The 22469-nt window shown below is 65.4% G+C and carries 20 protein-coding genes; 9 read left to right on the top strand and 11 right to left on the bottom strand.

Annotated elements, in window-relative coordinates; genetic code table 11:
• Positions 1-18: 18 nt before the first annotated feature.
• Entirely contained in the window at positions 19-975 is a 957-nt protein-coding gene (locus LCH97_RS02720) for a LysR family transcriptional regulator (RefSeq protein WP_227303266.1), read from the bottom strand.
• 77 nt (positions 976-1052) lie between these two features.
• Between LCH97_RS02720 and LCH97_RS02715 the strand changes: the two genes are divergently transcribed.
• Positions 1053-1652 (top strand): short chain dehydrogenase, encoded by a 600-nt coding sequence (locus LCH97_RS02715; RefSeq protein ID WP_227303265.1) that lies wholly within the window; start codon positions 1053-1055, stop codon positions 1650-1652.
• Between the two features lie 47 nt (positions 1653-1699).
• Here LCH97_RS02715 and LCH97_RS02710 read toward each other — a convergent pair whose 3' ends face one another.
• Positions 1700-3373: an ABC transporter substrate-binding protein gene (locus tag LCH97_RS02710; protein ID WP_227303263.1), complete on the bottom strand. Its 1674-nt coding sequence runs from the start codon at positions 3371-3373 to the stop codon at positions 1700-1702.
• Between the two features lie 105 nt (positions 3374-3478).
• Between LCH97_RS02710 and LCH97_RS02705 the strand changes: the two genes are divergently transcribed.
• Positions 3479-4678: an MFS transporter gene (locus LCH97_RS02705; protein ID WP_227303262.1), complete on the top strand. Its 1200-nt coding sequence runs from the start codon at positions 3479-3481 to the stop codon at positions 4676-4678.
• Positions 4679-4730: 52 nt separating this feature from the next.
• On the opposite strand, the gene aguB is transcribed toward LCH97_RS02705, so the two are convergent.
• From aguB to LCH97_RS02690, 3 genes are read right to left on the bottom strand one after another with little or no spacing between them, the layout of a single operon-like run.
• Entirely contained in the window at positions 4731-5597 is an 867-nt protein-coding gene (gene aguB / locus LCH97_RS02700; RefSeq protein ID WP_227303261.1) for an N-carbamoylputrescine amidase, read from the bottom strand.
• Positions 5590-6711, bottom strand: a complete 1122-nt coding sequence (locus tag LCH97_RS02695; RefSeq protein WP_227303260.1) for a class II histone deacetylase — start codon at positions 6709-6711, stop codon at positions 5590-5592. The genes aguB and LCH97_RS02695 overlap by 8 nt, the downstream gene beginning before the upstream one ends.
• Before the next feature lie 9 nt (positions 6712-6720).
• Positions 6721-7815, bottom strand: coding sequence for a polyamine ABC transporter substrate-binding protein (locus LCH97_RS02690; protein WP_227303259.1), 1095 nt, complete (start codon positions 7813-7815; stop codon positions 6721-6723).
• 119 nt (positions 7816-7934) lie between these two features.
• Here LCH97_RS02690 and LCH97_RS02685 point away from each other — a divergent pair, with 119 nt between their 5' ends.
• Positions 7935-8855: a LysR family transcriptional regulator gene (locus tag LCH97_RS02685; protein ID WP_227303258.1), complete on the top strand. Its 921-nt coding sequence runs from the start codon at positions 7935-7937 to the stop codon at positions 8853-8855.
• Between the two features lie 56 nt (positions 8856-8911).
• Here LCH97_RS02685 and LCH97_RS02680 read toward each other — a convergent pair whose 3' ends face one another.
• Positions 8912-9949: an ABC transporter substrate-binding protein gene (locus tag LCH97_RS02680; RefSeq protein WP_227303257.1), complete on the bottom strand. Its 1038-nt coding sequence runs from the start codon at positions 9947-9949 to the stop codon at positions 8912-8914.
• Positions 9950-10218: 269 nt separating this feature from the next.
• Here LCH97_RS02680 and LCH97_RS02675 point away from each other — a divergent pair, with 269 nt between their 5' ends.
• The gene (locus LCH97_RS02675) at positions 10219-12210 is read left to right on the top strand and encodes a bifunctional diguanylate cyclase/phosphodiesterase (RefSeq protein ID WP_227303256.1); all 1992 of its coding nucleotides are present in this window, start codon (positions 10219-10221) and stop codon (positions 12208-12210) included.
• A gap of 283 nt (positions 12211-12493) precedes the next feature.
• Here LCH97_RS02675 and LCH97_RS02670 read toward each other — a convergent pair whose 3' ends face one another.
• The 3 genes from LCH97_RS02670 to LCH97_RS02660 all read right to left on the bottom strand — a co-directional run bounded on the left by LCH97_RS02670 (position 12494) and on the right by LCH97_RS02660 (position 15786).
• Positions 12494-13414 (bottom strand): hypothetical protein, encoded by a 921-nt coding sequence (locus tag LCH97_RS02670; protein ID WP_227303255.1) that lies wholly within the window; start codon positions 13412-13414, stop codon positions 12494-12496.
• A gap of 102 nt (positions 13415-13516) precedes the next feature.
• Positions 13517-14665 carry a glycerate kinase gene (locus LCH97_RS02665; RefSeq protein WP_227303254.1) on the bottom strand — a complete coding sequence of 383 codons (1149 nt, stop codon included), beginning with the start codon at positions 14663-14665 and terminating at the stop codon, positions 13517-13519.
• A gap of 209 nt (positions 14666-14874) precedes the next feature.
• Positions 14875-15786, bottom strand: a complete 912-nt coding sequence (locus LCH97_RS02660) for a LysR family transcriptional regulator (RefSeq protein ID WP_227303253.1) — start codon at positions 15784-15786, stop codon at positions 14875-14877.
• Between the two features lie 119 nt (positions 15787-15905).
• Here LCH97_RS02660 and lysA point away from each other — a divergent pair, with 119 nt between their 5' ends.
• Positions 15906-17144, top strand: coding sequence for a diaminopimelate decarboxylase (gene lysA / locus LCH97_RS02655; protein WP_227303252.1), 1239 nt, complete (start codon positions 15906-15908; stop codon positions 17142-17144).
• Between the two features lie 70 nt (positions 17145-17214).
• On the opposite strand, the gene LCH97_RS02650 is transcribed toward lysA, so the two are convergent.
• Positions 17215-18135, bottom strand: a complete 921-nt coding sequence (locus tag LCH97_RS02650) for a LysR family transcriptional regulator (RefSeq protein WP_227303251.1) — start codon at positions 18133-18135, stop codon at positions 17215-17217.
• A gap of 128 nt (positions 18136-18263) precedes the next feature.
• Between LCH97_RS02650 and LCH97_RS02645 the strand changes: the two genes are divergently transcribed.
• The 3 genes from LCH97_RS02645 to LCH97_RS02635 all read left to right on the top strand — a co-directional run bounded on the left by LCH97_RS02645 (position 18264) and on the right by LCH97_RS02635 (position 21378).
• Complete coding sequence (locus LCH97_RS02645; RefSeq protein ID WP_227303250.1) at positions 18264-19019, top strand: SDR family NAD(P)-dependent oxidoreductase; 756 nt, start codon at positions 18264-18266, stop codon at positions 19017-19019.
• A gap of 117 nt (positions 19020-19136) precedes the next feature.
• Positions 19137-20540 carry an MFS transporter gene (locus LCH97_RS02640; protein WP_227303249.1) on the top strand — a complete coding sequence of 468 codons (1404 nt, stop codon included), beginning with the start codon at positions 19137-19139 and terminating at the stop codon, positions 20538-20540.
• 76 nt (positions 20541-20616) lie between these two features.
• On the top strand, positions 20617-21378 hold the full coding sequence (locus tag LCH97_RS02635; protein ID WP_227303248.1) for an ABC transporter substrate-binding protein: 762 nt from the start codon (positions 20617-20619) through the stop codon (positions 21376-21378).
• Here LCH97_RS02635 and LCH97_RS02630 read toward each other — a convergent pair.
• Positions 21366-21695, bottom strand: coding sequence for a hypothetical protein (locus tag LCH97_RS02630; RefSeq protein ID WP_227303247.1), 330 nt, complete (start codon positions 21693-21695; stop codon positions 21366-21368). The two genes, LCH97_RS02635 and LCH97_RS02630, sit on opposite strands and share 13 nt — an antisense overlap.
• Before the next feature lie 177 nt (positions 21696-21872).
• Here LCH97_RS02630 and LCH97_RS02625 point away from each other — a divergent pair, with 177 nt between their 5' ends.
• Positions 21873-22454, top strand: coding sequence for an MliC family protein (locus LCH97_RS02625; RefSeq protein ID WP_227303246.1), 582 nt, complete (start codon positions 21873-21875; stop codon positions 22452-22454).
• Positions 22455-22469 lie beyond the last annotated feature (15 nt).

Below are 22469 nucleotides of genomic sequence, written 5' to 3'. Positions count from 1 at the left end.
CGCATTTGGCTGGCCGCTTCAGGCTTGGCCCAGCAGGGCTGCCTGTTCCGGTGCGGCAAACCATTGCTGCAGGAACGCCACCAGCGCCCGCACCCGTGCCGGCTGCGGCAGGCGCTGCGGGTAGACCAGATACAGGCTCTGGCCACGGCCGTGCCACTGCGGCAGCAGCCGCTGCAGCCGCCCGGCGGCCACGTCCGGCGCCACCAGATAGCTGGGCAGACGGGTAATGCCGGCGCCTTGCAGGGCGAAGTTGCGCAGCAGGTTGTAATCGTTGGCCACCAGCGGCGCGCTCACCGCTACGCTAGCCAGCTCGCCGTCACGGTGAAACGCCCATTGCCGGCCGTGGCTGAAATGGCTGTTGCACAGGCAAACGTGGGTGGCCAGGTCGGCCGGCACTTGCGGCAACGCCTTGCCGGCAAGGTAAGCGGGCGCCGCCACCAGCCAGTCGGCCACCTCTGCCAGCGGCCGCGTCACCAGCCGCTCCGGCGGGCTGATATTGGCGCGGATGGCCAGGTCGAAACCTTCCGCTTCCAGGTCATGCGGCCGCGCTGACAAGTCCAGCTCCACCTCCAGCGCCGGGTACTGCTGGCGCAAGGCCAACATGGCCTGCGCCATGAACACGCCGCCAAAGCTGGTAGGCACCGTCAGCCGCAGCCGGCCGGCCACCTCCTCGCGCAGCTCGGCCAGCGCCTGGCGCGCCGACTGCACGCGCAGCAGCCAGTCGCGGCAATGGCCCAGGTACAGCTCGCCGGCGTCGGTTAGCAGCAAGCGGCGCGTGGTGCGGTACAGCAGCTGCGCGTCCAGCGCCTGCTCCAGCTGCCGCACCTGGCGGCTCAGCAGCGCCTTGCTCACCCCCATGCGCTGCGCGGCGGCGGTAAAGCTGCCCTCTTCCACCACGGCGCTAAACGCCATCGCCCATTGCAGCTGCTGCGCTTCGCTGATCAGGTCAATTGTTTTCTTCAGATTGACAGTCATTCCACTTTTACCCGGATTATCGCGCCAAGCCAGCAAGATAACATGGCCATACGTAAACAAGCACAAGGAAACACGCCATGCGTATCTTGCTGATCGGTGCCCACGGCACCCTGGGCCAAGCCGTCGCCGCCGAGCTGGGCCAACGCCATGAAATCATCACCGCCGGCCGCAACAGCGGCAGCCTGCGCGTCAACCTGGCCGACATGGCCAGCGTGGAAGCGCTGTACGACGCCGCCGGCCCGCTGGACGCGGTGGTCAGCGCCGCCGGCAACGTGCACTTTGCCCCGCTGGCCGACTTCCGCCCCGAGCACTACCGCGTGGGCCTGGACGACAAGCTGATGGGCCAGGTGAACCTGGTGCTGGCCGGCCAGCGCCGCCTGAACGACGGCGGCAGCTTTACCCTCACCGGCGGCGTGCTGGCCGACGAGCCGATCGTGGCCGGCAGCGGTGCCAGCATGGTGAACGCGGCGCTGGAAGGCTTTGCCCGCGCCGCCGCCATCGAGCTGCCGCGCGGCCTGCGCATCAATGTGGTGAGCCCCGGTGTGCTGGTGGAATCCATGCCGGTATACGCGCCGTTCTTCCGCGGTTTCGAGCCGGTACCGGCCGCCCGTGCCGCGCTGGCGTTCAGCAAGAGTGTGGAAGGCGCGCACAGCGGCCAGGTGTACCGCGTGAAATAAGGGGTGCTGCGGCCAACCTTGCCAGCGCAGGGTTGGCCGCAGTCGGCTTAGCCGTCGTCGTCGCGCAGCCACAGGCTGGCAAAATCCATCCAGCCGTTCAGCCCCAGCGCCAGCCCGCCTACCCGGGGGCTGGCCGCCACGCCTTGCCGCTCGTGCGATAGCGGCAACAGCCAGCCTTCGGCTACGAGCCAGTCGGCAATGCGCTGGTAGGCCAGCATGCGCGCCTCACGCGCCGGCGTGGCCTGCACCGCCTGTAGCGCCGCCGCCATGCGCGCTGCCCCACCCTCGCCCAGCGCCGCCCGGAGCAGCGGGTTGCCACCCAGCCACTCGTAACAGCTGTAGTCGCGGTCGTCGTGCAGCACCTCGCTGCTCAGCACCAGGTCGGTGTCGTCCCACCAGTCGTCGAAACGCTCGTAGCGCGGGTAGTCCAGCGTGCGGATGCGCAAGCCGATACCGGCTGCGGCCAACCTGTCGGCAATGGCCTGCGCCAGCGGCTGGAAGCTGGCCAGCTCGTAGGTCACCAGCGTCAACACTTGCCCTGCCGGCAGCGGCGCCTCAGCTGGCAGTACGCCAGGCTGGCACCAGTCCGGCAGCAGGCCGCTGGCCGGTACACGCAAGGGGTCATCCGGCGTCACTAGCGGCGGCTGCGACAGCCAGTGCAGCAAGGCGCGGCGGCGGGCGTCGTCGCGGCACCACGGCCGCCGCGTGTTGGCCAGCAGATAGGTACACGCCGACTGCAGCGGCTGGCTGCGCCCACTAACCGGCTGGTCCAGCCGCAGGTGGAAGTCGGCACCAGCCGGCGCCGCCAGCACCCACAGGTCGATGCCGTCCAGCAAGGGGCGCTCGCGGTAATAGCGCGGGTTGGCCTCCAGGCTGAGGCGCTGCGGGCTATGCCTTGTCACGCGGAACGGGCCGCTGCCCACCGGCAGCTGGGCAAACTCGTCGCCACGGCGTACCGGCACGATGGACGCATTGGCCGTGGTCAGCCGTTGCGGCCACAGCCAGTCGGTGTCAGCCAGATCAAAGCTCAGCGACAGCGCGTCGTGCACGCGGATGGCGCGCAGGCCGTGGTACTGCTGCATCCATGGCCCGGCTTGCTCGTGCAGGCGCTGCACGCTGGCCGCCACCGCCCACGCGTCCAGCGGGCTGCCGTCGTGAAACTGCACGCCGGGGCGCAGCCAGAAACGCCAGCTTTGCGCGCTGGCATCGGCCTGCCAGCTGTGCGCCAGCGCCGGCTGCAGTGTTTGGGTAGCAATATCGAAACTGCACAGCCGGTCGAACACCTGGCGCACCAGGTGCGCTTCCAGCCGGCTGGTGACGTGCAGCGGGTCCAGCGTGGCCAACGAGCGGTGAATGGGGATGCGCAGCTGGCGGCGGTTGGCGCTGGCGCCCAGGTAGGCCGGCAGCTGCGCCATCAGCTGGCTGCGACCATCGGGCGGCAGGCTGGCAAAGGCTTGCTCCAGCTCGCCACGCTGCAGCAGGCGGTGGGTGCGCTGCCATTGCAGGTCTTGCGGCGGTTGCAGGCACTGCAATATCGAGCGGTGGCCGCGGCCGCGCCCCGGCTGCCACGCCAGCCAGCCCTGCTGCTGCATCTTGGCCAGCTGCAAGCGCACATTGCGCGGGCTGCACGCCAGTAGCGCCGCCAGCTCGGCCACGCCTGGGCTGACCGGCTGTTCGCCGTAGTGCTGTTGCAGCAGCCGGTATTGCTCGTGCAGGCGCATGACGGAGGTACTCGCAAAAGGGGAAGCAAATTATGCGGCAAGCTTCCGTTTTTGACTTCACCTTTTGCTTGCACACTGAGGCCATCATCCATAAGGAGCTGCATCATGGCTTTTCCAGCAACCGTGCGCCGCCTGCTGGCGTGCGGCTTTGGCCTGTCGGTGGCGCGTGCGCTGGTGTCCCCGCTGCTGGTACTGACCCTGGGCCGCCAGCTGGCGCTGGGCCCGCGCGATATCGGCCTGCTACTGGGCGGCGTGCTGTTGCTGGCCACGCTGGGCAGCCTGTACGCCGGCTATCTGGTCGACCGGCTGGCGCCGCGCCGGCTGCTGCTATCGGCGCTACTGCTGATGGCGGCGGGCTTTGCGCTGCTGCCGTTCTGCCGCCAGCCACTGGCCGCTGCCGGCGCGCTGCTGCTCACCGAAAGCGCGCTGGTGCTGTTCGGCATTACGCTGAAGGCGCTACTGGCGGCGCTGCTGCCACCCGCCGAGCGCAGCCGCGCTTTTTCGCTGCGCTACACGCTGGCCAATGTGGGCTACGCCACCGGGCCGCTGCTGGCCAGCCTGGTAGCCGCCAGCCGCCCGGCGCTGGCGTTCTGGCTGGCGGCAGCACTGGTGCTGGCCTGCCTGCCGCTACTGCGCGGTTTGCCCACCGGCAGGTTGGCCGCAGCGTCCGCCGCACCGGCGCCGGACTTTGCCGCCACACTGCAGCTGCTGCGCCGCGACCGCACACTGATCCTGTTTACCATCGGCAGCCTGCTGGCCTGCGTGGTGCAGGCGCGCTTTTCCGACTACCTGGCGCTGTACCTGCTGCAAACGCGCAGCGACGCCGAGGTGCTGCGCTGGATGTCGGTGCTGATTACCACCAACTCGCTCACCGTGGTGCTGCTGCAGTACCCGCTGGGCAAGCTGCTGCGGCCACACACACTGCTGCGCTGGATCATGGCCTCGTCGCTGTTGCTGGCGGCCGGGCTGGCCGGCTGCGCGCTCAGCGACAGCCTGTGGGCGTGGGTGGGCTGGATGGTGGTGTTCACGCTGGGCGAGATCCTGCTGGTACCAGCCGAATATCTGTACATCGACGCCATCGCGCCGGAGCACCTGCGCGGCAGCTACTACGGCGCGCAAAACCTGGCCCAGGCCGGCGGCGCCATCAGTCCGGTACTGGCCGGCATGGCGCTGCTGCGCTGGCCACCGGACGCGCTGCTGGTGGTGATGATGGCGCTATCGCTGCTGGGCGCCGGCTTTGTGTGGCTGGCACACCGTCAGCGCCAGCCAGCAGGCGCCGCTAGCGCCTGCCAACCGGCAGCATGAAAACGCCCCGCGCCACCCGGTAAACAGGCAACACGGGGCCGGGGTGGCGAGGTCAAACAGCGTATTGCAACAGCGCGCCGTAGTGCTCGACGCGGCGGTCGCGGAACACGCCCCAGGCGCGGCGCTTGGCCGCCAGCGCGTCCAGGTCGAAGGTGGCGGTAAGGATGGTGCCATCCTCGCTACCGGCTTCGGCGCGCAGCTCGCCATCTTCGCCGGCGATGAACGACCCGCCATAGAAGGTGATATGCGTGCCGGCCTCGCCGTGCTCGGTGCCAACACGGTTGCTGGCCAGCAGCGGCATCACGTTGGCCGCGGCGTGGCCGCGCTGGGTGTTTTGCCAGTGGCGCAGCGACTGGATGGCCGGGTCGTGCGGTTCGCTGCCGATGGCGGTGGGGAACAGCAATACTTCGGCGCCCATCAGCGCCATGCTGCGCGCGGTTTCGGGGAACCACTGGTCCCAACAGATGCCCACGCCCAGCCGGCCGTAGCGGGTGTCCCACACCTTGAAGCCCAGGTCGCCGGGCGCGAAGTAGAACTTCTCGCTGTAACCGGGGCCGTCCGGTATGTGCATCTTGCGGTAGTGGCCCAGCACGCTGCCGTCGGCGTCGATCATGGCCAGGCTGTTGAACTGGGTATTGCCCGCCTGCTCGAAAAAGCTCACCGGCAGCACCACTTGCAGCTCGCGCGCCAGTGCGGCAAAGCGCCCCAGCCACGGGTGGCCGTCGAACGGCGCCGCCAGCGCGTTGTGGTGGTGGCGCTGGTCGATGCAGAAGTACGGGGTTTCAAACAGCTCTTGCAGCAGGATCACCTGCGCCCCTTGCGCCGCCGCAGCGCGCACCAGGGCTTCGGCGCGGTCCAGGTTGGCCGCACGGTCCCAGCTACAGGCCATCTGGGTGGCGGCCACGGTTACCTTACGCATCTTGCTCTCCTTGCAGTGCCCAGTATTGGCGCTGGGCGGCGCGGGCGCGCGCCACGGCGGCGGCTTCGGTGCTGGTTAGCGGCCGGTCCGGCACCCAGTGCGGGTCGTCAAAATCCACCTGTTGGCCGCTTAGGCCCTCGATCACGCCCAGGGTGGCAATCGGCAGATACGGCAGGCTGTAGCCGCCTTCCTGCAGCATCACGATGCGCCCCTGGCACAGCTCACCCGCCGCAGCGGTAAGGCTGGCCGCCAGCGCGCGGTAGCCGGGGCGGGTGAGGCGCATGCGGCCCAGCGGGTCGTAAGCGTTGGCGTCCTGCCCGGCCGATACCAGGATCAGCTCGGGGCGGAAGCGTTGCAGCACCGGCAGCAGTACCTGCTCGAACGCCAGCGCGTAGGCGGCATAGCCACTGCCGGCCGGTAGCGGGATATTCACCGTGTAACCGGCACCCGCGCCCTGCCCCTGATCCACTTCGCAGCCGCCTTCTAGCGGGTAATTGCCTTCCTCGTGCAGCGAGCAGAACAGCACGTGCGGGTCGGCCTCGAACACGTGCTGGGTGCCGTTACCGTGGTGCACGTCCCAGTCGATGATGGCGATGCGCTGCAGGCCGTAACGGGCCTGGGCGTGGCGCGCCGCTACCGCCACGTTGTTGTAGTAGCAGTAGCCCATCGCGTAGTCGGGCCCGGCGTGGTGGCCGGACGGGCGGATCAGCGCGTAGGCGCGGCTAACCTGGCCTTGTAGCACCGCATCCACGGCAGCGCAGGCCGCACCGGCGGCGGCGCGGGCAATGCGTTCGGTGGCGGGGCCGCCGCGGGCATCGGGGCCTAGCTCGACGCCATCGCCATCCGCAGCGGCACAGTTGGCCGCCAGTTGCGCCAGGTAGGCCGGGGTGTGCACCCGCAGCAGCGTGGCGTCGTCGGCCGGCTGGTAGGCCAGCGGTTGCAGCCGCGCCGTCATGCCGGTGGCGTCCAGCAACGCCTTGGTGTAGGCCAGGCGCTCGGGGCAGTCGAACTCGGGGCCGGCGTCGGCCGCGCCATTTACACCGTGGTAGGTCTGGCGGCCGGCGCTATGTTGCAGAAACAGTGCATCGTAGAGAAAACCGGTGGCGGTGGTCATGGTCTGCTCCTAGCGGCCGGTCTTGAATTTCTGCCACAGCCGGGTCTGGATGCGCTGCACGGCAGGCTCCAGCGGGCGCTGTACCCAGAAGCTTTTCATGCGCGCGGCGTCGGGGTAGATCATCGGGTCGCCGGTGAGGTCGTGGCTCATCAGCTTGGCCGCCTGCGCGTTGGGGCTGGGGTACATCACGGCGTTGCTGATATTGGCGATGACGTCAGGGCGCAGCAGGTAATTGATGAACAGGTGGGCGTTGTCGACGTTCCTGGCGTCCTTGGGGATCACCATGCTGTCAAACCACATCGGCGCGCCCTGCTGCGGAATGGTGTAGGCGATGTTCTGGCCGTTCTTGTTTTGCCTGGCGCGCAGTTTGGCTACCAGCACAGCGCCGGAGTAACCGGTGCTGACGCACACCTCGCCGTTGGCCAGATCATTCATCACCGGGGTGGCGATCAGGCGCTTCACGTACGGGCGGGCCTTGGCCAGCACGGCGTAGGCGGCGTCGTAGTCTTTGGCGCTGGTGCTGTTCGGGTCCAGCCCCAGGTAGCGCATGGCCATGGGCAACATCACGCTGCCGGCGTCGTTATAGGCCACGTTGCAGCCTTGCAGCTTGGCCAGTACCTCGGGCTTGAACAGCAGGTCGTAACTATTGGCCGGCAGTTGGCCGCCCAGTGCTTTTTTCACCTTGTCCACGTTGTAGCCGATGGCGGTGGTGCCCCACATATACGGCACGCTGTACTGCATGCCAGGGTCCACGCTATCTACCTTGGGCACAAAAGCCGGGTCCAGGTTTTTCAGGTTGCTCAGCTTGCGCTTATCCAGCTTCTGGTACACGCCGCTCTGGATCTGCCTGGTCAGAAAGTCATTCGACGGAAACACCAGGTCGTAGCCACTCCCGCCCGCCAGCAATTTGGTTTGCAGCACCTCGTTACTGTCGTACACGTCCAGCCGTACCTTGATGCCGGTTTCTTTTTCGAATCCGGCAATAGTACCGGGGGCAAAGTACTCGCCCCAGTTGTAGATGTTCAAGGTGCCTGCCGCCTGTGCCAGCTGCGGCATACAGGCAGCTGCAGTACAGATAGCAAGGGCTTTCAATGTGGTTTTCATGACACTCTCCCTAGTGTGGTGCGCACAATGCGTGCCGCGGTAAAAACATCATGAGCGCAAGTGCGAGGCAGGATAAAGTACGAAGCAGGCAGTTCTTTTTTTCCCGGATGGAAAAACTGATGGATACCTTTCAGGCGATACAGGCGTTTATTGCGGTAGCAGAAACCGGCAGTATGTCGCGCGCCGCACTAAAACTGGGCAAGAGCCCGTCGGCCATGACCAAGGCGCTCAACGCGCTGGAGGCGTCACTCGGCACACGGCTACTGACGCGCAGCACACGGCAAGTTGCGCTCACCGAAGCCGGCCGCATCTATCTGGAAACCGCCAGCGAGGCCATGCAGCAGCTGGGGCGGGTAGGCCAGCGCTTGCGCGAGCTGGACGGCGAGCCGCGCGGCGTGCTGCGCATTACCGCACCGCTGTCGTTTGGCCGTGCCGTGCTGTCTGGCTTTTGCCCGGCTTTCATGCAGCGTTACCCCGAAGTGGAGCTGGATATCAGCCTGGCAGATCGTTACGTAGACCTGGTGGCCGAGAACTACGACCTGGCGCTACGCCTGGGCCACCATGACCTGCCAGGGCAAATTGCCAAGGTAATAGGCGATAACCGCGTGATGGTGTGCGCCTCCCCCGCCTATCTGGCCAGTGCGCCACCACTGCACAGCCCGGCAGATCTGGCACAACACCGCTGCCTGGTGTACCGCCACCCGCTACTGAACCCGGCCTGGTTTTTTACCCGCGATGGCCACAGCCTGCGGGTAGAACCACAAGGGCGTATCCGCTCGGATAATTTTGATCTGCTACTGGATGCCGCCTGCGCTGGCCAGGGCATCTTGCCCTGCCCGCGCTGGAGTGCACTGCACCATATTAGGGCCGGGAAACTGCAGCAGGTCTTTGCCGACTACCACTGCACGGGCGAGAGTTTCGGGCGCGAGCATGTTTACGCGGTATACCCGGCTGCACGGCGCAATGCGCTGAAGGTCAGGCTATTTGTGGAAGAGATACAACAATGGATGGCGTGTCATTTTAGCGACAGGCAAAACTAAGCCAGGCAAAGCACCTTGCGATGGCCGCCCGCCACACTGGCTGGCGGCCGGGCGGCCTAGGGCAACAAGGCCTGGAAGCTGAAACGGTAGCGCTGGATGGCGGGGTTCTTCACCTTGCTGTAGCTGGCGAAGTCCACCCGGCTGAAATCGGCATCGCTGTAAGCCTTCAGATAGCGCTGCGCCAGGGCGGCATCAAAGCGGACAAACAGCGGGCGCTGCAGCTCCAGCCCCTCGCTGGCAAAGTCTTTGCCGTGCTCATAGTCGTACAACATCACCAGCGCCCAGGCACCGGTGACGAAATGGCCGCCCGCCAGCGTCGTCATGCTGCCATCACTCAGGCTCTGCAACGCTTCTGGCGAGGTATTGATGCCGCTAAAAAAGGCGTCTTTGCCCGGCTGGCCGCCACGCGCCCGCCACTGGGCCATGGCCCCCATGGCCATCTGATCGCTGCCGGCCCACACCATGCGCGCCTGCGGATGGCGGCGGTATAGCCAGCTAGCCTGACGCGCCGCACGCTGGCGGTCCCAGGCGGCCATCACTTCCTGCACCACGATCACGTCACCGGCTTCGCGCACGGCCTGGTACAAACCCTGCAGACGGAACACGGATGTGGGCGTGCTGCGATCCCCGCCTATTACCAGCATGGGCATCTTGCCATGAATGCGTGGCACACCCGCGCGACGTGCCTGCGCGATCAGCGCCTGGCCGGTCAGGTAGCCGGCATCGCTGGCACGTGGCTCCAGCGAGCCCAGCCACAGGGGAAACTGCTGCCGCGGCTTGCCAAGCTCTGCTCCTGCCGCGCCCGAGCCACGCCCGCTAAAAGCCAGAAAGGTCTTGATACCGGCGTCACTGAGCAGCTTGACCATCTCGGCAGCCGTACCAAACTCATTGCTCAGAATCACATAGTCCGGCCGCTGCGCTGGCGGCAAGCCCGCCAGGGTACGGGTATGCTCCAGCGCCAGCTTGTAATTGCGCGACGCATACTCGATACGCAAGCTGATACCCAGATCTTCCGCTGCCGCCTGCATGCTGCGGCTAGCGGTGAACCAATAGGTTCCATTGGCATAACCCGGATTGATAAAAGCCACAGACATGGCCCAAACCGGGGCAGCAAACCATAGGCAAAACAGAAGCAATGCAGTGCGCAGCATGAGGCACATTCCGGAATCGATAAGTGGGTAGTGTAGGTACTAGTCTAAAGGATATGTCGCCAATATCGAATTGACACCCTATCGTCGATGCTGATGCGGCACAGAAATGCGATTATCATGAACAACCATGTCTATAAAACAGACACCTGCCTGATGGCATGAGAAAATTACGCACAACTCATACCGCTACGACACCGAACGCCAAGTACGCCATGCCCAAGACACCCAATCAACACGCACCCAAACCGTGGCGCTTTGTCTCCAGCCTGCTGGGCCAGGGCAGCAAGGAAATCCTGGGCCAGCAGGAACGCAGGGATAATGTCCTGACCATTGCCCCCATTGGCTTTGTCGTTGCCCTGCTGTTTTCCCTGTTCAATACCCTGCTGGCCCCCTACCCGCTGCTGGGCGCAATAGAAGCCGCCAGCGCCCTACTGCTCTTGCTGCCAGCCATCCGCCTGGCGCGACGCGGCCAACACCTGCGCTGGGCAGAAAACCTGCTGATGCTATGTGGCGTCGTGGTATTTGGCGCACTGGTGGTGGTGGGTGGCGTGGGCGGCACCGGCCTGTTTTGGGCGTACAGCTTCCCGTTCATGGCCTTTTTCATCAAAGGCCAGCGCAAAGGCTGGCTGTGGAGCGGCCTGTTCCTGCTAGAAGTAGGCGTACTGCTGCTGGCGCTGCGCGGCACGGCACTGGCCTACCCTTACGACCCGGTACAGATCCCGCACTATCTGTCGTCGCTGCTGTTTGTATCGGTGATTGCCGCCTGCTTTAACCTGCTGCGTAGCCGCTTTCAGGAAAAGCTGCACGAAGGCGTGCTGGCCAATACCGCCACCGCCCAGCACTACCTGGACCAGCTGCAGTTTCTGGCCCTGCACGACCCGGTAACCAAGCTGCCCAACCGCACCCGCATCCTGCCGCTGCTGCAGGATGAAATCCGCCAGGCGCAATCGCGGCACGGTGGCTTGCTGGTGATTGCCATGCGGCTGTCGCGGCTGCCGGAAATCAGCAACATCATCGGCAGCGATGCCACCAACGAACTGATGCAAGCCATTACCGGCACCCTGCAACAGCTGCTGGGTGAAGGCGGCATGCTGGCGCGCATCGCCCGCGAAGAGCTGCTGGTGATCTTCCACATGCGCAAGCCGCAGTTCGACCTGGAAAAAACCACCCAGATGGTGGGCAGCTACAATCTGGACTTTGAAATTCGCGGCTTCCCGGTACACATCGACTACACCGCCGGCATCGCCGTGTACCCGCGGCACGGCGCCAGCGCGGAAGAGCTGCTGCACAAAGCCGAACAATCCATGCTGCAGGCACTGCAGCACGGGCAATCGGCCACCATGTACGACGCCAGCCAGGACGAAGCCTTTATACGCTACCACTACCGCTTTGGCCGGCTGCGCGACGCCATGGCGCAAAACCAGCTGACGCAGCACTTTCAGCCACTGATCAATATCCGCACCGGCAAACTGGTGGCCGCCGAAGCGCTGGCGCGCTGGTTCGACCCAGAAGAAGGCTTCATCTCGCCGCTGGAATTCATCCCCATCGCCGAAAGCTCCGGCCTGATCAAACCGCTTACCCGCTGGACCATACGCGAGGCGCTGCACCAGTGCGCACTATGGCAAGCCGACTTCCCCGGCGTGGCCGTATCGGTAAACCTGTCGGTACGCAGCCTGTTTGATACCGAGCTGTTGCCCATGCTGCGCCAGCTGCTGCAGGAAACCGGCATCAACCCCGCCCTGGTGCGGCTGGAAGTCACCGAAAGCCTGATGCTGAGCTCGCCGGAAAAAGGCATGGCCATCCTGCACGAAATCGTGGCGCTGGGCGTACGCCTGGCCATCGACGACTACGGCACCGGCTTTTCCTCGCTGGGCTATCTGAAACACCTGCCGGTGCAGGAGCTCAAGATCGACCAGCGCTTCATCAGCAAGCTGGTAGACGACCGCGGCAATATGGCCATTGTGGAATCCACCATCGACCTGGCCCACCACCTGGGCCTGATGGTGGTAGCAGAAGGCATAGAAGACCAGGAAACCATGCAGCAGCTGTGGCTGCTAGGCTGCGATATCGGGCAGGGCTACTACTACAGCAAACCCATGCCGATAGACGACTATCTGAGCTGGTGCCACCACTACCAGCAACAGCAGCTACTCGGCCCGCTGGCCGGTGTGGATGGCGACGTGGACGGCACAGCACTACTGTAAGCCGGCCGCAGCCCTGCCGGCGCGGCGGGCACGGCATGTTGGCCGCACGCCACCTTGTTTGCCGGCCTCGCTGTAGCGGCCCAGCACCCTTGCAAACGCGGTGAACGTCGGGTTTTATTTCATTCAGCACGTAGAGTGGGCAAAGCGCAGCGTACCCACCCATTCGTCTCGACAATATGGTGGGCACGGCCTACCGGCCTTAGCCCACCCTACTTGCTGGGAACGGCCTGCTGGCCTTGACCCTCCCTGCCTTCTCACCCACGCAACGCCCCGCCGCCATCGCCTAAGTCTTGCCGTGCAGCGACCGGCTTTGCCACACGGTTTCCAGCCGCGTGTCGGTAAAGTCGTCCGGCGTCACCGTTACGCGGCGTGGCCACAGGCCCAGAAAGCCGTGCAGGCGCGGGCGCATATCCAGCCACTGCGCTACGCCGCGATAGCAATAAAACACCAGCTCGGCGCAGCTAAAGCTCTGGAACGCCTTGACGTCGTTGCAGGCAAAGTCGTACTCGGCGCCCAGCTTGCCCAGTGCAGCGGCACAGGCCAGCCGGGTGGCGTCTTCGCGTTGCAGGCACTGGTCGGCCAGCAGCTGGCTGGCGAGGCGCTGTTCGGCGCTACCCTGCTGCAGTGCAAAAACCGGTGCGACATCGGTGTGCGGCACACCCTGGAAGGTATCGGGCAGGCGTAGTACCTGCAGGTAGTCGCAGCGGCAGAAGCTGAGGATGTCTTCCATCTGCACGCCTTCGGCCATGGCGTGGATCACCATGGCGTTATCCGGCAAGCTCCCGTCGCTACGCGGCGGCAGGGCTTTATCAAAAAAGTGCTCGCGCATGGCTTTACGGTGCTGCGGCAGCTGCTCGGGCGGGATGCGCCGGTCTTTATCCCAGGCGTAGCCGCTGATGTCGGCGGCGGCGCGCTCGCGGTCTTGCGGGCCGAGGCGGCCAACGTAGAGCGCGGCGTGGGTAAAGCGGCCCTTGCGGCGCTGGCCGGTACCTAGCGGCCAGCTGCTACGGATAAACCAGCTGTCCAGGTAACCATCGTAGGCACGCAGCAGAATGTCACCCGGCTGCAGCACCCCCAGCAGCTCGCGCACCTCGCCCCCTTTGACGCGATAGGTAGACGGGTCGAACACAATCACCGGCGGCATACGAAAGTACTTAAGCCGCCCCAATAGCGTCATGGCGGCTTTTTGCAGTGGGCGGAACATATCAAATACCGGCATTATTTCGATATGCAGACTATGACAAATGCCCACCCGAACGGCAAGCACCGCCTACACCCACCTGCCTGACCGGCCAGCAAGCCGTGCCTAGCGCACTACGCCCGACCCAAGCGCCAGCAGCGCACCCACATTGCCGGCCACGCGTGACAGGTTGGCCGCGGCGTTGCCCAGCGCCGCGTCCAGCGTGGTAATGCGGTCCACGCAGGCAAACACGGCACGGATGTGATGCTGCTGCAGCGTTTCTACGCCGTCCCCCAGACTGCCGCCGATGGCAATGGTGGGGACGCCGTAGCGCGCCGCCAGCGTGGCCACGCCCACTGGTGTCTTGCCAAAGGCGCTCTGCCCGTCCAGCCGGCCTTCGCCGGTAATCACCAGGTCGGCGCCCTGCACGGCGGCGGCCAACCCTGCCGCGTCCAGTACCAGTTCGATGCCGGCCTGCATACGCCCGCCCAGCACCGCCAGAGCGGCCGCGCCCATGCCGCCGGCGGCACCGCTACCCGGCAAGTTGGCCGCATCGCAGCCAGTAGCGGCGTGCAGCACGGCAGCGTAATGCGCCAGCGCGGCGTCCAGCTGCGCCACCATGGCCGGCGTGGCGCCCTTTTGCGGGCCGAATACCGCGCTGGCGCCGTGCTCGCCCAGCAAGGGGTTGCGCACGTCGCAGGCAATATCGATACGGCACTGCGCCAGCCGTGCGTCCAGCCCGGCCAGGTCCAGCGTGGCCAGCTTCACCAGCGCCGCACCGCCAGGCGGTAGCGGCTCACCGGAGGCGTCCAGCAGCCTTGCCCCCAGTGCGGCCAACATGCCGGCGCCGCCGTCGTTAGTGGCCGAGCCGCCGATGGCCAGAATCAGCCGCCGCGCGCCGTGGTCCAGCGCGGCGCGGACAAGCTGGCCGGTGCCGTAGCTGCAGGCGCGTAGCGGGTCGCGCTGTTCACGCGGCACCAGCGCAATGCCGCTGGCGGCGGCCATCTCCACCACTGCCGTTTCGCCATCGCCCAGCATGCCCCACGCCGCCTGCACCGGTGTGCCCAGCGGGCCGCGTACGTCCAGATAGTGATAGCGGCCGGCGGTGGCGGCCAACAGCGCGTCCAGCGTACCTTCACCGCCGTCGGCCACCGGCACGGTATGCAGCTCGGTATGCGGCAGATGCGGCGCCAGCGCAGCGGCGATGATGTCGGCTACCTGACGGGCGCTGAGGGTTTCCTTGAATGAATCGGGGGCAATGACGATCTTGCGCATGGGGTCTCCCGCTGGCGGCATACCGCCGCATGGTAAGGGTTGGCCGCAACAGTGCGGCCAACATGAGGTGGATGACAAAGCCTGCCCACAGCCCAAACGGAGCTTACCTTGTACGAATAAACAACGGCAATTCAGCAACTTACGCAACACAACCCTGATTGATCGGACACAGCAACACCGGCACTTTGCCCGCCAACCTGACCTGGCCGCTACAGCGCGGCCAAGCTTTGCTGCAGGTTGGCCGCCTCCTGCTGCAGCATATCGATAAACGTGGCGCTCAACGGCGACGCCGGGCGATACAGCGGCTGCACCAGGCTGACGCGGTACGGTACCGACACCGCAAAGCGGCGCAGCTGCAAACCGTGGCCAGCCATCGCCAGCGCGGTAAGCGGGTTGACGATGGCCACGCCCAGCCCTTCGCGCACCAGCGCACACACCGACACCGCGCTGTGCGTTTCCCACAGCAGCTGGCGGCTGACGCCGGCCTGCTCGAACACCGCGTCCAGCAGGCGGCGGTAGCGGTCGTCCGGCGACAAGCTGACAAAGGGCTGGCCGGCAAAATGCTGCGGCGTCAGCACACTATGCGCCAATAAGGGGTGACCCTCGGGCAGCACGCACAGCTCGTCGGCCTCCAGCACCGCTTGCAAGCGGGTGCCGGGCGGCGCCTCGCTGTGCTCGGTGAGGCCCAGGTCGAAGCGCTGCGCGCTGAGCCACTCTTCCAGCAACGGCGATTCCTGCGGCGTAATCGCCACCCGCGCTTGACCCGCCACCGCGTGCAAACGGCGGCACACTGCCGGCAGCAGCGCATGGGCAAACGCCGGCAGGCACACCAGCGCCAGCTGCGCCTGGTCCAGCCGCGCCAGGTTGGCCGCAGCGTCGCTTACCCGCTGCAGGCCGACGTAGGCGCGCTGCACCTCGTCGTACAGCGCCAGCGCACGGGCGGTGGCTTGCAAGCGCCCCTTGTCACGCTGGAACAGCGCGTAGCCCAGCAGCTGCTCCAGCCGTGCCAGCTCGCGGCTGACGGTGGGCTGCGAAGTACGCAGCAGCGCAGCGGCACCGGTAACACTGCCGCTGAGCATGATGGCGCGAAAGACTTCGATGTGGCGGTGACTGATCTCCACACTCACCTCATATCAAAATTGAATGGATTGTGAAAATAATAGCATTTTACCGAATACGCCACAGCGGGCATGATGCAGGGCAACACGCCGCAAGACGGCACATATAACAGGACAAAGCGATGCAAACACCCGACACTTCCCGCCTGGCCGGCCTGGCCGCCCGCTACGGCACCCCGCTGTGGACGTACGACGCCGCCACCATTCGCCAGCGCATTGCCGAGCTGGCCGCCTTCGACACCATCCGCTTTGCACAAAAGGCCTGCAGCAACACCCACATCCTGCGCCTGATGCGCGAACAGGGCGTAAAGGTAGACGCGGTATCGCGTGGCGAAATCCTGCGCGCGCTGGCCGCCGGCTACGACGCCCAGGGCGAGCCGTCCGGCATTGTGTTTACCGCCGACCTGATCGACCGCGACACGCTGGCGCTGGTGGTGGAGCACAACATTCCGGTAAACGCCGGCTCCATCGACATGCTGCACCAGCTGGGCGCCGCCCACCCCGGTCACCGCGTGTGGCTGCGCATCAACCCCGGCTTTGGCCACGGCCACAGCAACAAGACCAACACCGGCGGCGAGCACAGCAAGCACGGCATCTGGCATAGCGACCTGCCGGCGGCACTGGCGGTGATCCGCCAGCACGGCCTGCAGCTGGTGGGCCTGCACATGCACATCGGCTCCGGTGTGGATTACGGCCACCTGCAAGAAGTGTGCGGTGCCATGGTGAATCTGGTACGCCTGGTGAAAGACGCCGGCCACGACCTGCACGCCATCTCTGCCGGCGGCGGCCTGTCCATCCCCTACCGCGACGGCGACGCCACCGTGGATACCGCGCATTACTTTGGCCTGTGGGACACCGCCCGTCACCAGGCCGCCGCGCTGCTGGGCCACCCGCTGGCGCTGGAAATCGAGCCGGGCCGTTACCTGGTGGCCGAATCGGGCAACCTGCTGGCCGAAGTACGCGCCACAAAGGACGTTGGCCGCAACCACTTCGTGCTGGTGGACGCCGGCTTCAACGAACTGATGCGCCCGTCGATGTACGGCAGCTACCACCACATCACCGTGGTACCGCAAGACGGCGTGCTGCGTGAGGAAAAACCCAGCGTGGTAGCCGGCCCGCTGTGTGAATCAGGCGACGTATTCACCCAGGGCGACGGCGGCGTGGTACTGCCGCGCAGCCTGCCGGCGGCCAACGTAGGCGACTTGCTGGTCTTCCACGATACCGGCGCCTACGGCGCGTCGATGTCCAGCAACTACAACAGCCGCCCGCTGATCGCCGAAGTGCTGGTAGACGGCGACAGCGACCGCCTGATCCGCCGCCGCCAGACGGTGGAAGAGCTGCTGGCGCTGGAAGCGCTGTAAGCGCAGCCAAGCCTCCCAGCCACGCCCTGCCGGCCCATGCCCGCAGGGCGTTTTGCTGTGTGCCGTGCTCTCAGGCACTGCCGTCTAGCGGCACCAGCTGCGGCCGGATGACACCATCCAGCCATTGCATGAAGCGCTGCACCCGTGGCGGCTGATGGCGGCGTGTGGGGTACAACAGGTTCACCGCCATGGGTGGCGCCTGCCACTGCGGCAGCACCTCGCACAAGCTGCCGTTGGCCAGCAGACCCGCCACTGCCGAACGCGGCACCTGGATGATGCCCATGCCGGCCAGGCAGGCCGCCAGGTAAGCGTCGGCACTATTCACGTGCAACTGCCCCACCACCGGCTGCAGGCAACGCTGGCCAGCGGCATCGCGGTATTCGAAGCCCGCCGGACGGCTGCCCAGCTGCGCTACGTAATGCACCAGCCTATGGCTGGCCAGATCGGCAAGCTGCTGCGGCCAACCATACTGCTGCAGGTAAGCCGGGCTGGCGCAATTGGCCTGCGGCAGGCAACCCAGTGGCCGGCACACCAGGCTGTCGTCCCCCACGGTACCAACGCGTACCACGCAGTCGAAACCCTCGCGCACCAAGTCCACCCGCCGGTCGGTACTGGATAGCTCCAGCACAATGCCAGGGTGCGCCGCCAGAAACGCTGGCAGCTGCGGCAGCACCATGTGGCGGGCAATGCCGCTGGACATATCCACCCGCAGCCGGCCGGCCAGCGCGGCCTCACTACCCTGGAACAAGCTGCCCAGCTCGTCGAAATCGGCCAGTAAGTCGCGGCAACGCTCGCTGTACAGCAGACCATCCTGGGTAAGCTGCACGCGGCGCGTGGTCCGCTGCAGCAGCCGCGTGCCCAGTTTGGCTTCCAGCCGCTGTACGGCCTCCGACACCGTGGTGCGCGGCAGGCCCAGGCTTTCTGCTGCCCGCACAAAGCTGCCCAGCTCGGCCACCCGTAAAAACACCCGCATGCAATCCAGCTGCTCCATGGCCGCCCCTACTATCCGTAAATTACGGACAGTCTAATCGATAAAGCAACGTTTATCTGGATGAATGGTGACAATAGACTGCAACGCATGACAGCACCGCGCTGTCCCAACCACACGTGGAGCTTCACATGCGCAAGATTGCTCTCATCACCGGCGGCAGCCGTGGCCTAGGTAAACACACCGCCCTGGCACTGGCCGCCCAGGGTTGCGACCTCATCCTGACCTACCAGCAAAACCGCGCCGCCGCCGACGAAGTGCTAGCGGCGGTACGCGCCAGCGGCGCACAGGCCGTGGCGCTGCCGCTGGACGTTGGCCGTAGCCAGGACTTTGCCGCCTTTGCCGCCCGCGTGGCCGAGGTGCTGCCACAGCAGTTCGGCCGCTCGCAGTTTGATTTTCTGGTGAACAATGCCGGCATCGGCATCCATGCTGCCTTTGCCGACACCAGCGAAGCACAGTTCGACCAGTTGATGCAGATTCATCTGAAAGGCCCGTTCTTCCTGACCCAGGCGCTGCTGCCCCTGCTGGCCGACGGCGGGCGCATCGTCAACCTGTCCAGCGGCCTGGCCCGCTTTGCCCTGCCCGGTTTTGCCGCTTACGCCATGATGAAGGGCGGCATCGAGGTGATGACGCGCTACCTGGCCAAAGAGCTGGGTGCGCGCGGCATTGCCGTCAATACGGTAGCGCCCGGTGCCATTGCCACCGATTTTGGCAACGGCAGCGTGCGCGACAATCCGGAGCTGAACCGGTTTGTGGCCAGCCAGACCGCGCTGGGCCGCGTCGGCGAGGCCGACGATATCGGCGGCGCCATTGCCGCCTTGCTATCCGACGGCAGCCGCTGGGTGAATGCGCAGCGTATCGAGGTGTCTGGCGGCATGATGCTGTAAGCGGGACAGCGCGCGTGGCCGGGTTGGCCGCAGAAACAGAATGTTCCGCCCCGGCCGGCGCCACAGCAGGGCACGATCTGCTACAGTGCCGGCCTGCCTCTGCGTTGTGCCACTGCCATGCTGCCTGCCCTGCCACGCCACCTGATCACACCGCTGATTATCGCCACCGCGCTGTTCATGGAAAACCTGGACGCCACGGTGATCTCCACCTCGCTGCCGGCCATTGCGCAAGACCTGGGCGTGGACCCGATTGCGCTGAAGCTGGCGCTAACGTCTTACCTGGTGAGCCTGGCGGTGTTCATCCCCATTAGCGGCTGGATGGCAGACCGCTACGGCACCCGCCGCGTGTTCCGCGCCGCCATCGCGGTGTTTGCCCTGGGCTCGCTACTCTGTGCGTTCAGCAGCAGCCTGACGGGCTTTGTGGCGGCGCGCTTCGTGCAGGGTATGGGCGGGGCGATGATGGTGCCGGTAGGCCGGCTGGTGATTCTGCGCAGCACAGCCAAGCAAGACCTGGTACGCGCCATGAGCTACGTCACCATACCGGCGCTGCTGGGGCCGGTGCTGGGGCCGCTACTGGGTGGCTTTATCAGCACCTATTTTCACTGGCGCTGGATTTTCCTGATCAACCTGCCGATTGCCGCGCTGGGGCTGGTGCTGGCCGGGCGGCACATTGCCAACCTGCGCGATGCGGCCAACCCGCCACTGGATAAAACCGGCTTTCTGCTCACCGGCCTGGGGCTGTCGCTGGCCATGCTGGGGCTGGCAACCGAAGGCAAACACATGCTGTCGGTGGCGTGGTCCAGCAGCCTGGCGCTTAGCGGGCTGCTATTGCTGGCGCTGTACCCGCGCCACGAACGGCACCACCCGCACCCGCTGCTGCGCCTGAGCCTGCTGCGCACCCCTACGTTTCACGCCAGCGTGCTGGGCGGCTTCCTGTTTCGTGCCGGCATGGGTTCTACCCCGTTCTTGCTGCCGCTGATGCTACAGCTGGGGCTGGGCATGACGCCGTTCGAGTCCGGTTTATTGACCTGCAGCACCGCCGTGGGCGCCATTTTCATGAAAACGCTGATGCCGCGTGTGCTGCAGCGCTTTGGCTTTCGCCGCATCGTCATCGTCAATAGCGTGCTGTGCGGTGTGTCGTTTGCCGCCTACGGCCTGTTTGACGCCAGCAGCCCGCACTGGCTGATGCTGGCCACCTTCCTCTTGGGCGGCTGCCTGCGCTCGCTACAGTTCACCAGCCTGAACGCGCTGGCGTTTGCCGACATCCGCCAGCAGGACATGAGCCACGCCTCTACGCTGTCCAGCGTGGGCCAACAGCTGGCTTCCGGCATGGGGGTAACGCTGGCGGCTTTTGCGCTGCAGGGTGTGTCGGCGCTACAGGGGCACGCTACGCTGCAGCTGAGCGATTTTTCGTGGTCGTTTGCCATCATGGGCGCGCTGGCCATGCTCTCCACACTACAGTTTCGCCGCCTGCCGCCAGGGGCTGGCGACACCTTGGCCACGGCTAAAGCGGACAGTTGAACAGCCAGCGGCTTGCCATTGCCATGTCGCTGCAACATAACTGTCTTATATTGAAACGCTTTAACGGAGGCAAACCTTGAGAGCCCTGCTATCCCTGATGTGCCTGGCCAGTGCCTGCAGCCTAGCCGCTGGCAGCCTGCTACTGGGCCTGGGCGATCAGGCAACGCCGCCCTATAAGCTAGGCGACGCCACGCTACCCGCCACCCGGCCAGGCGTCGCGGTGGAGCTGTTGCAGCGGGCCGCGGCCAACTGTGACGTATCGATGCGCATCAAGCTGCTGCCTGGCACCCGCATGCTGAAAGAGCTGGAAAGTGGCGACCTGGACGCCGCCGGCATGTTGTCTTACACCGCCGAACGCGCCGCCTACGCCGCCTACCCGCTACAAAACGGCAAGCCAAACGAGGCGCAGCGGCTAGCTACCTTGAGCTATGTGCTGTACGCCCGCCAGGGGCACCGGCTGCTATGGGATGGCAATACGCTGCAGGGGCTGACTCGCAAGGTGGGTACCAATCTGGGCTGGTCGATCAACCTCGATCTGGAACGGCTGGGCATACCGGCCGAGCCGGTAAGCAGCGTAGAGCAGAATTTCATGAAACTGCAGGCTGGCCGCATCGACGCTTACGCCACGCACGAACCGCTGGGTGACAGCTACCTGTCCCGCCACGATGGCCTGAACCTGGTAAAGCTGCAGCCGCCGCTTGTCGCCAAACCGTATTATCTGATCTTTTCGCGCAGCTATGCCGCGCGCAATCCGGTGCTAGCCAGCTGCCTTTGGCGCCAGGTCGGCACCCTGCGTGACAAGCTGTACCAGCAGCGCATGCACGACTACCTGGACTGAGTCACCGTTGCAGGCGCCGCCACCACTGCCTGGCTGCGGCTGCCCGGGCGGCGCCCGCTCGCCGGGCGCATCAGCGCCGGGTTTTCTGCCAGCAGGCGCTCGATCAGCCGACCACGGGCATCGATATGCTGCTCGCCGTGCCAATCGGCCAGTAAATGCTGCGCCAGTTCAAAATGGGCGGCATCCAGCGCGGCCAACCCTGCCACATCAAACGGCAGCTTCAGCTCCAGCGCCAATGCCAGCTGTTTGAGCACTGCCAATTGCTTGCACTGCCCACCCTCATCCATTCTTTTCTTGATACGCTTGGCTGCGTTCATGCTTGTTTCCTTGCCAGGCGCGCCCTGCTGCAACCCGAAGCAGACACGATGACACGCCATAAAATGGTCAATTTCTATAAGACCACAGTCATGCCAAAAAGTTAAATATCTTTTCGATAATAAAACGCCAACTTTTTGCATAAACAGACCATAAATCACCCTCTTGGCGAACCGAACATGAAAAAGCTGCTCATCACCACGCTATCTTGCCTGCCCGTGCTAGCACTGGCGCAAAGCCCGTCCTTCCCCTGCCGCCAGGCCGGCAGCAGCGCCGAACGCCTGGTATGCCAAACCCCGCAACTTGCCAAGCTGGACCGCCAGCTAGCCAGTACCTACCGCAGCGCGCTAGCCAAAACCGGCCAGCCGCAACAGGTCACCCTGAAAGCCGAGCAGCGCGGCTGGGTAAAAGGGCGCAATGACTGCTGGAAAGCCGGCGACCTGGCGGCTTGTGTACGCGACAGCTACACGCTGCGCATTGCCGAGCTGCAGGCGCGTTACCAGCTGCTACCGGCGCAAGCCGTGGTGCGCTACCAATGCGGTGCCAATGCGGCCAACGAGATGCAGGTACGTTTCTACGGCACCGAACCCGCCACACTGATAGCCGAACGCGGCGACCGCAGCGAGCTGATGTACCAGCAGCCGGCCGCTAGCGGTGCCCGCTACGCGGGGCGTAACAGCTGGCTATGGGAACACCACGGCGAAGCCACCGTGGTGTGGGAATGGCAAGGCCAGGAAGAGGTGTGCCAGGCACAGCCGTGAGCCTGCATGGCCGCA

Source organism: Vogesella sp. XCS3, from assembly GCF_020616155.1.
Taxonomy (GTDB): domain Bacteria; phylum Pseudomonadota; class Gammaproteobacteria; order Burkholderiales; family Chromobacteriaceae; genus Vogesella.
Note: the sequence above shows the minus strand (reverse complement) of the source record. Positions and strands in the feature narration are given on the sequence as shown.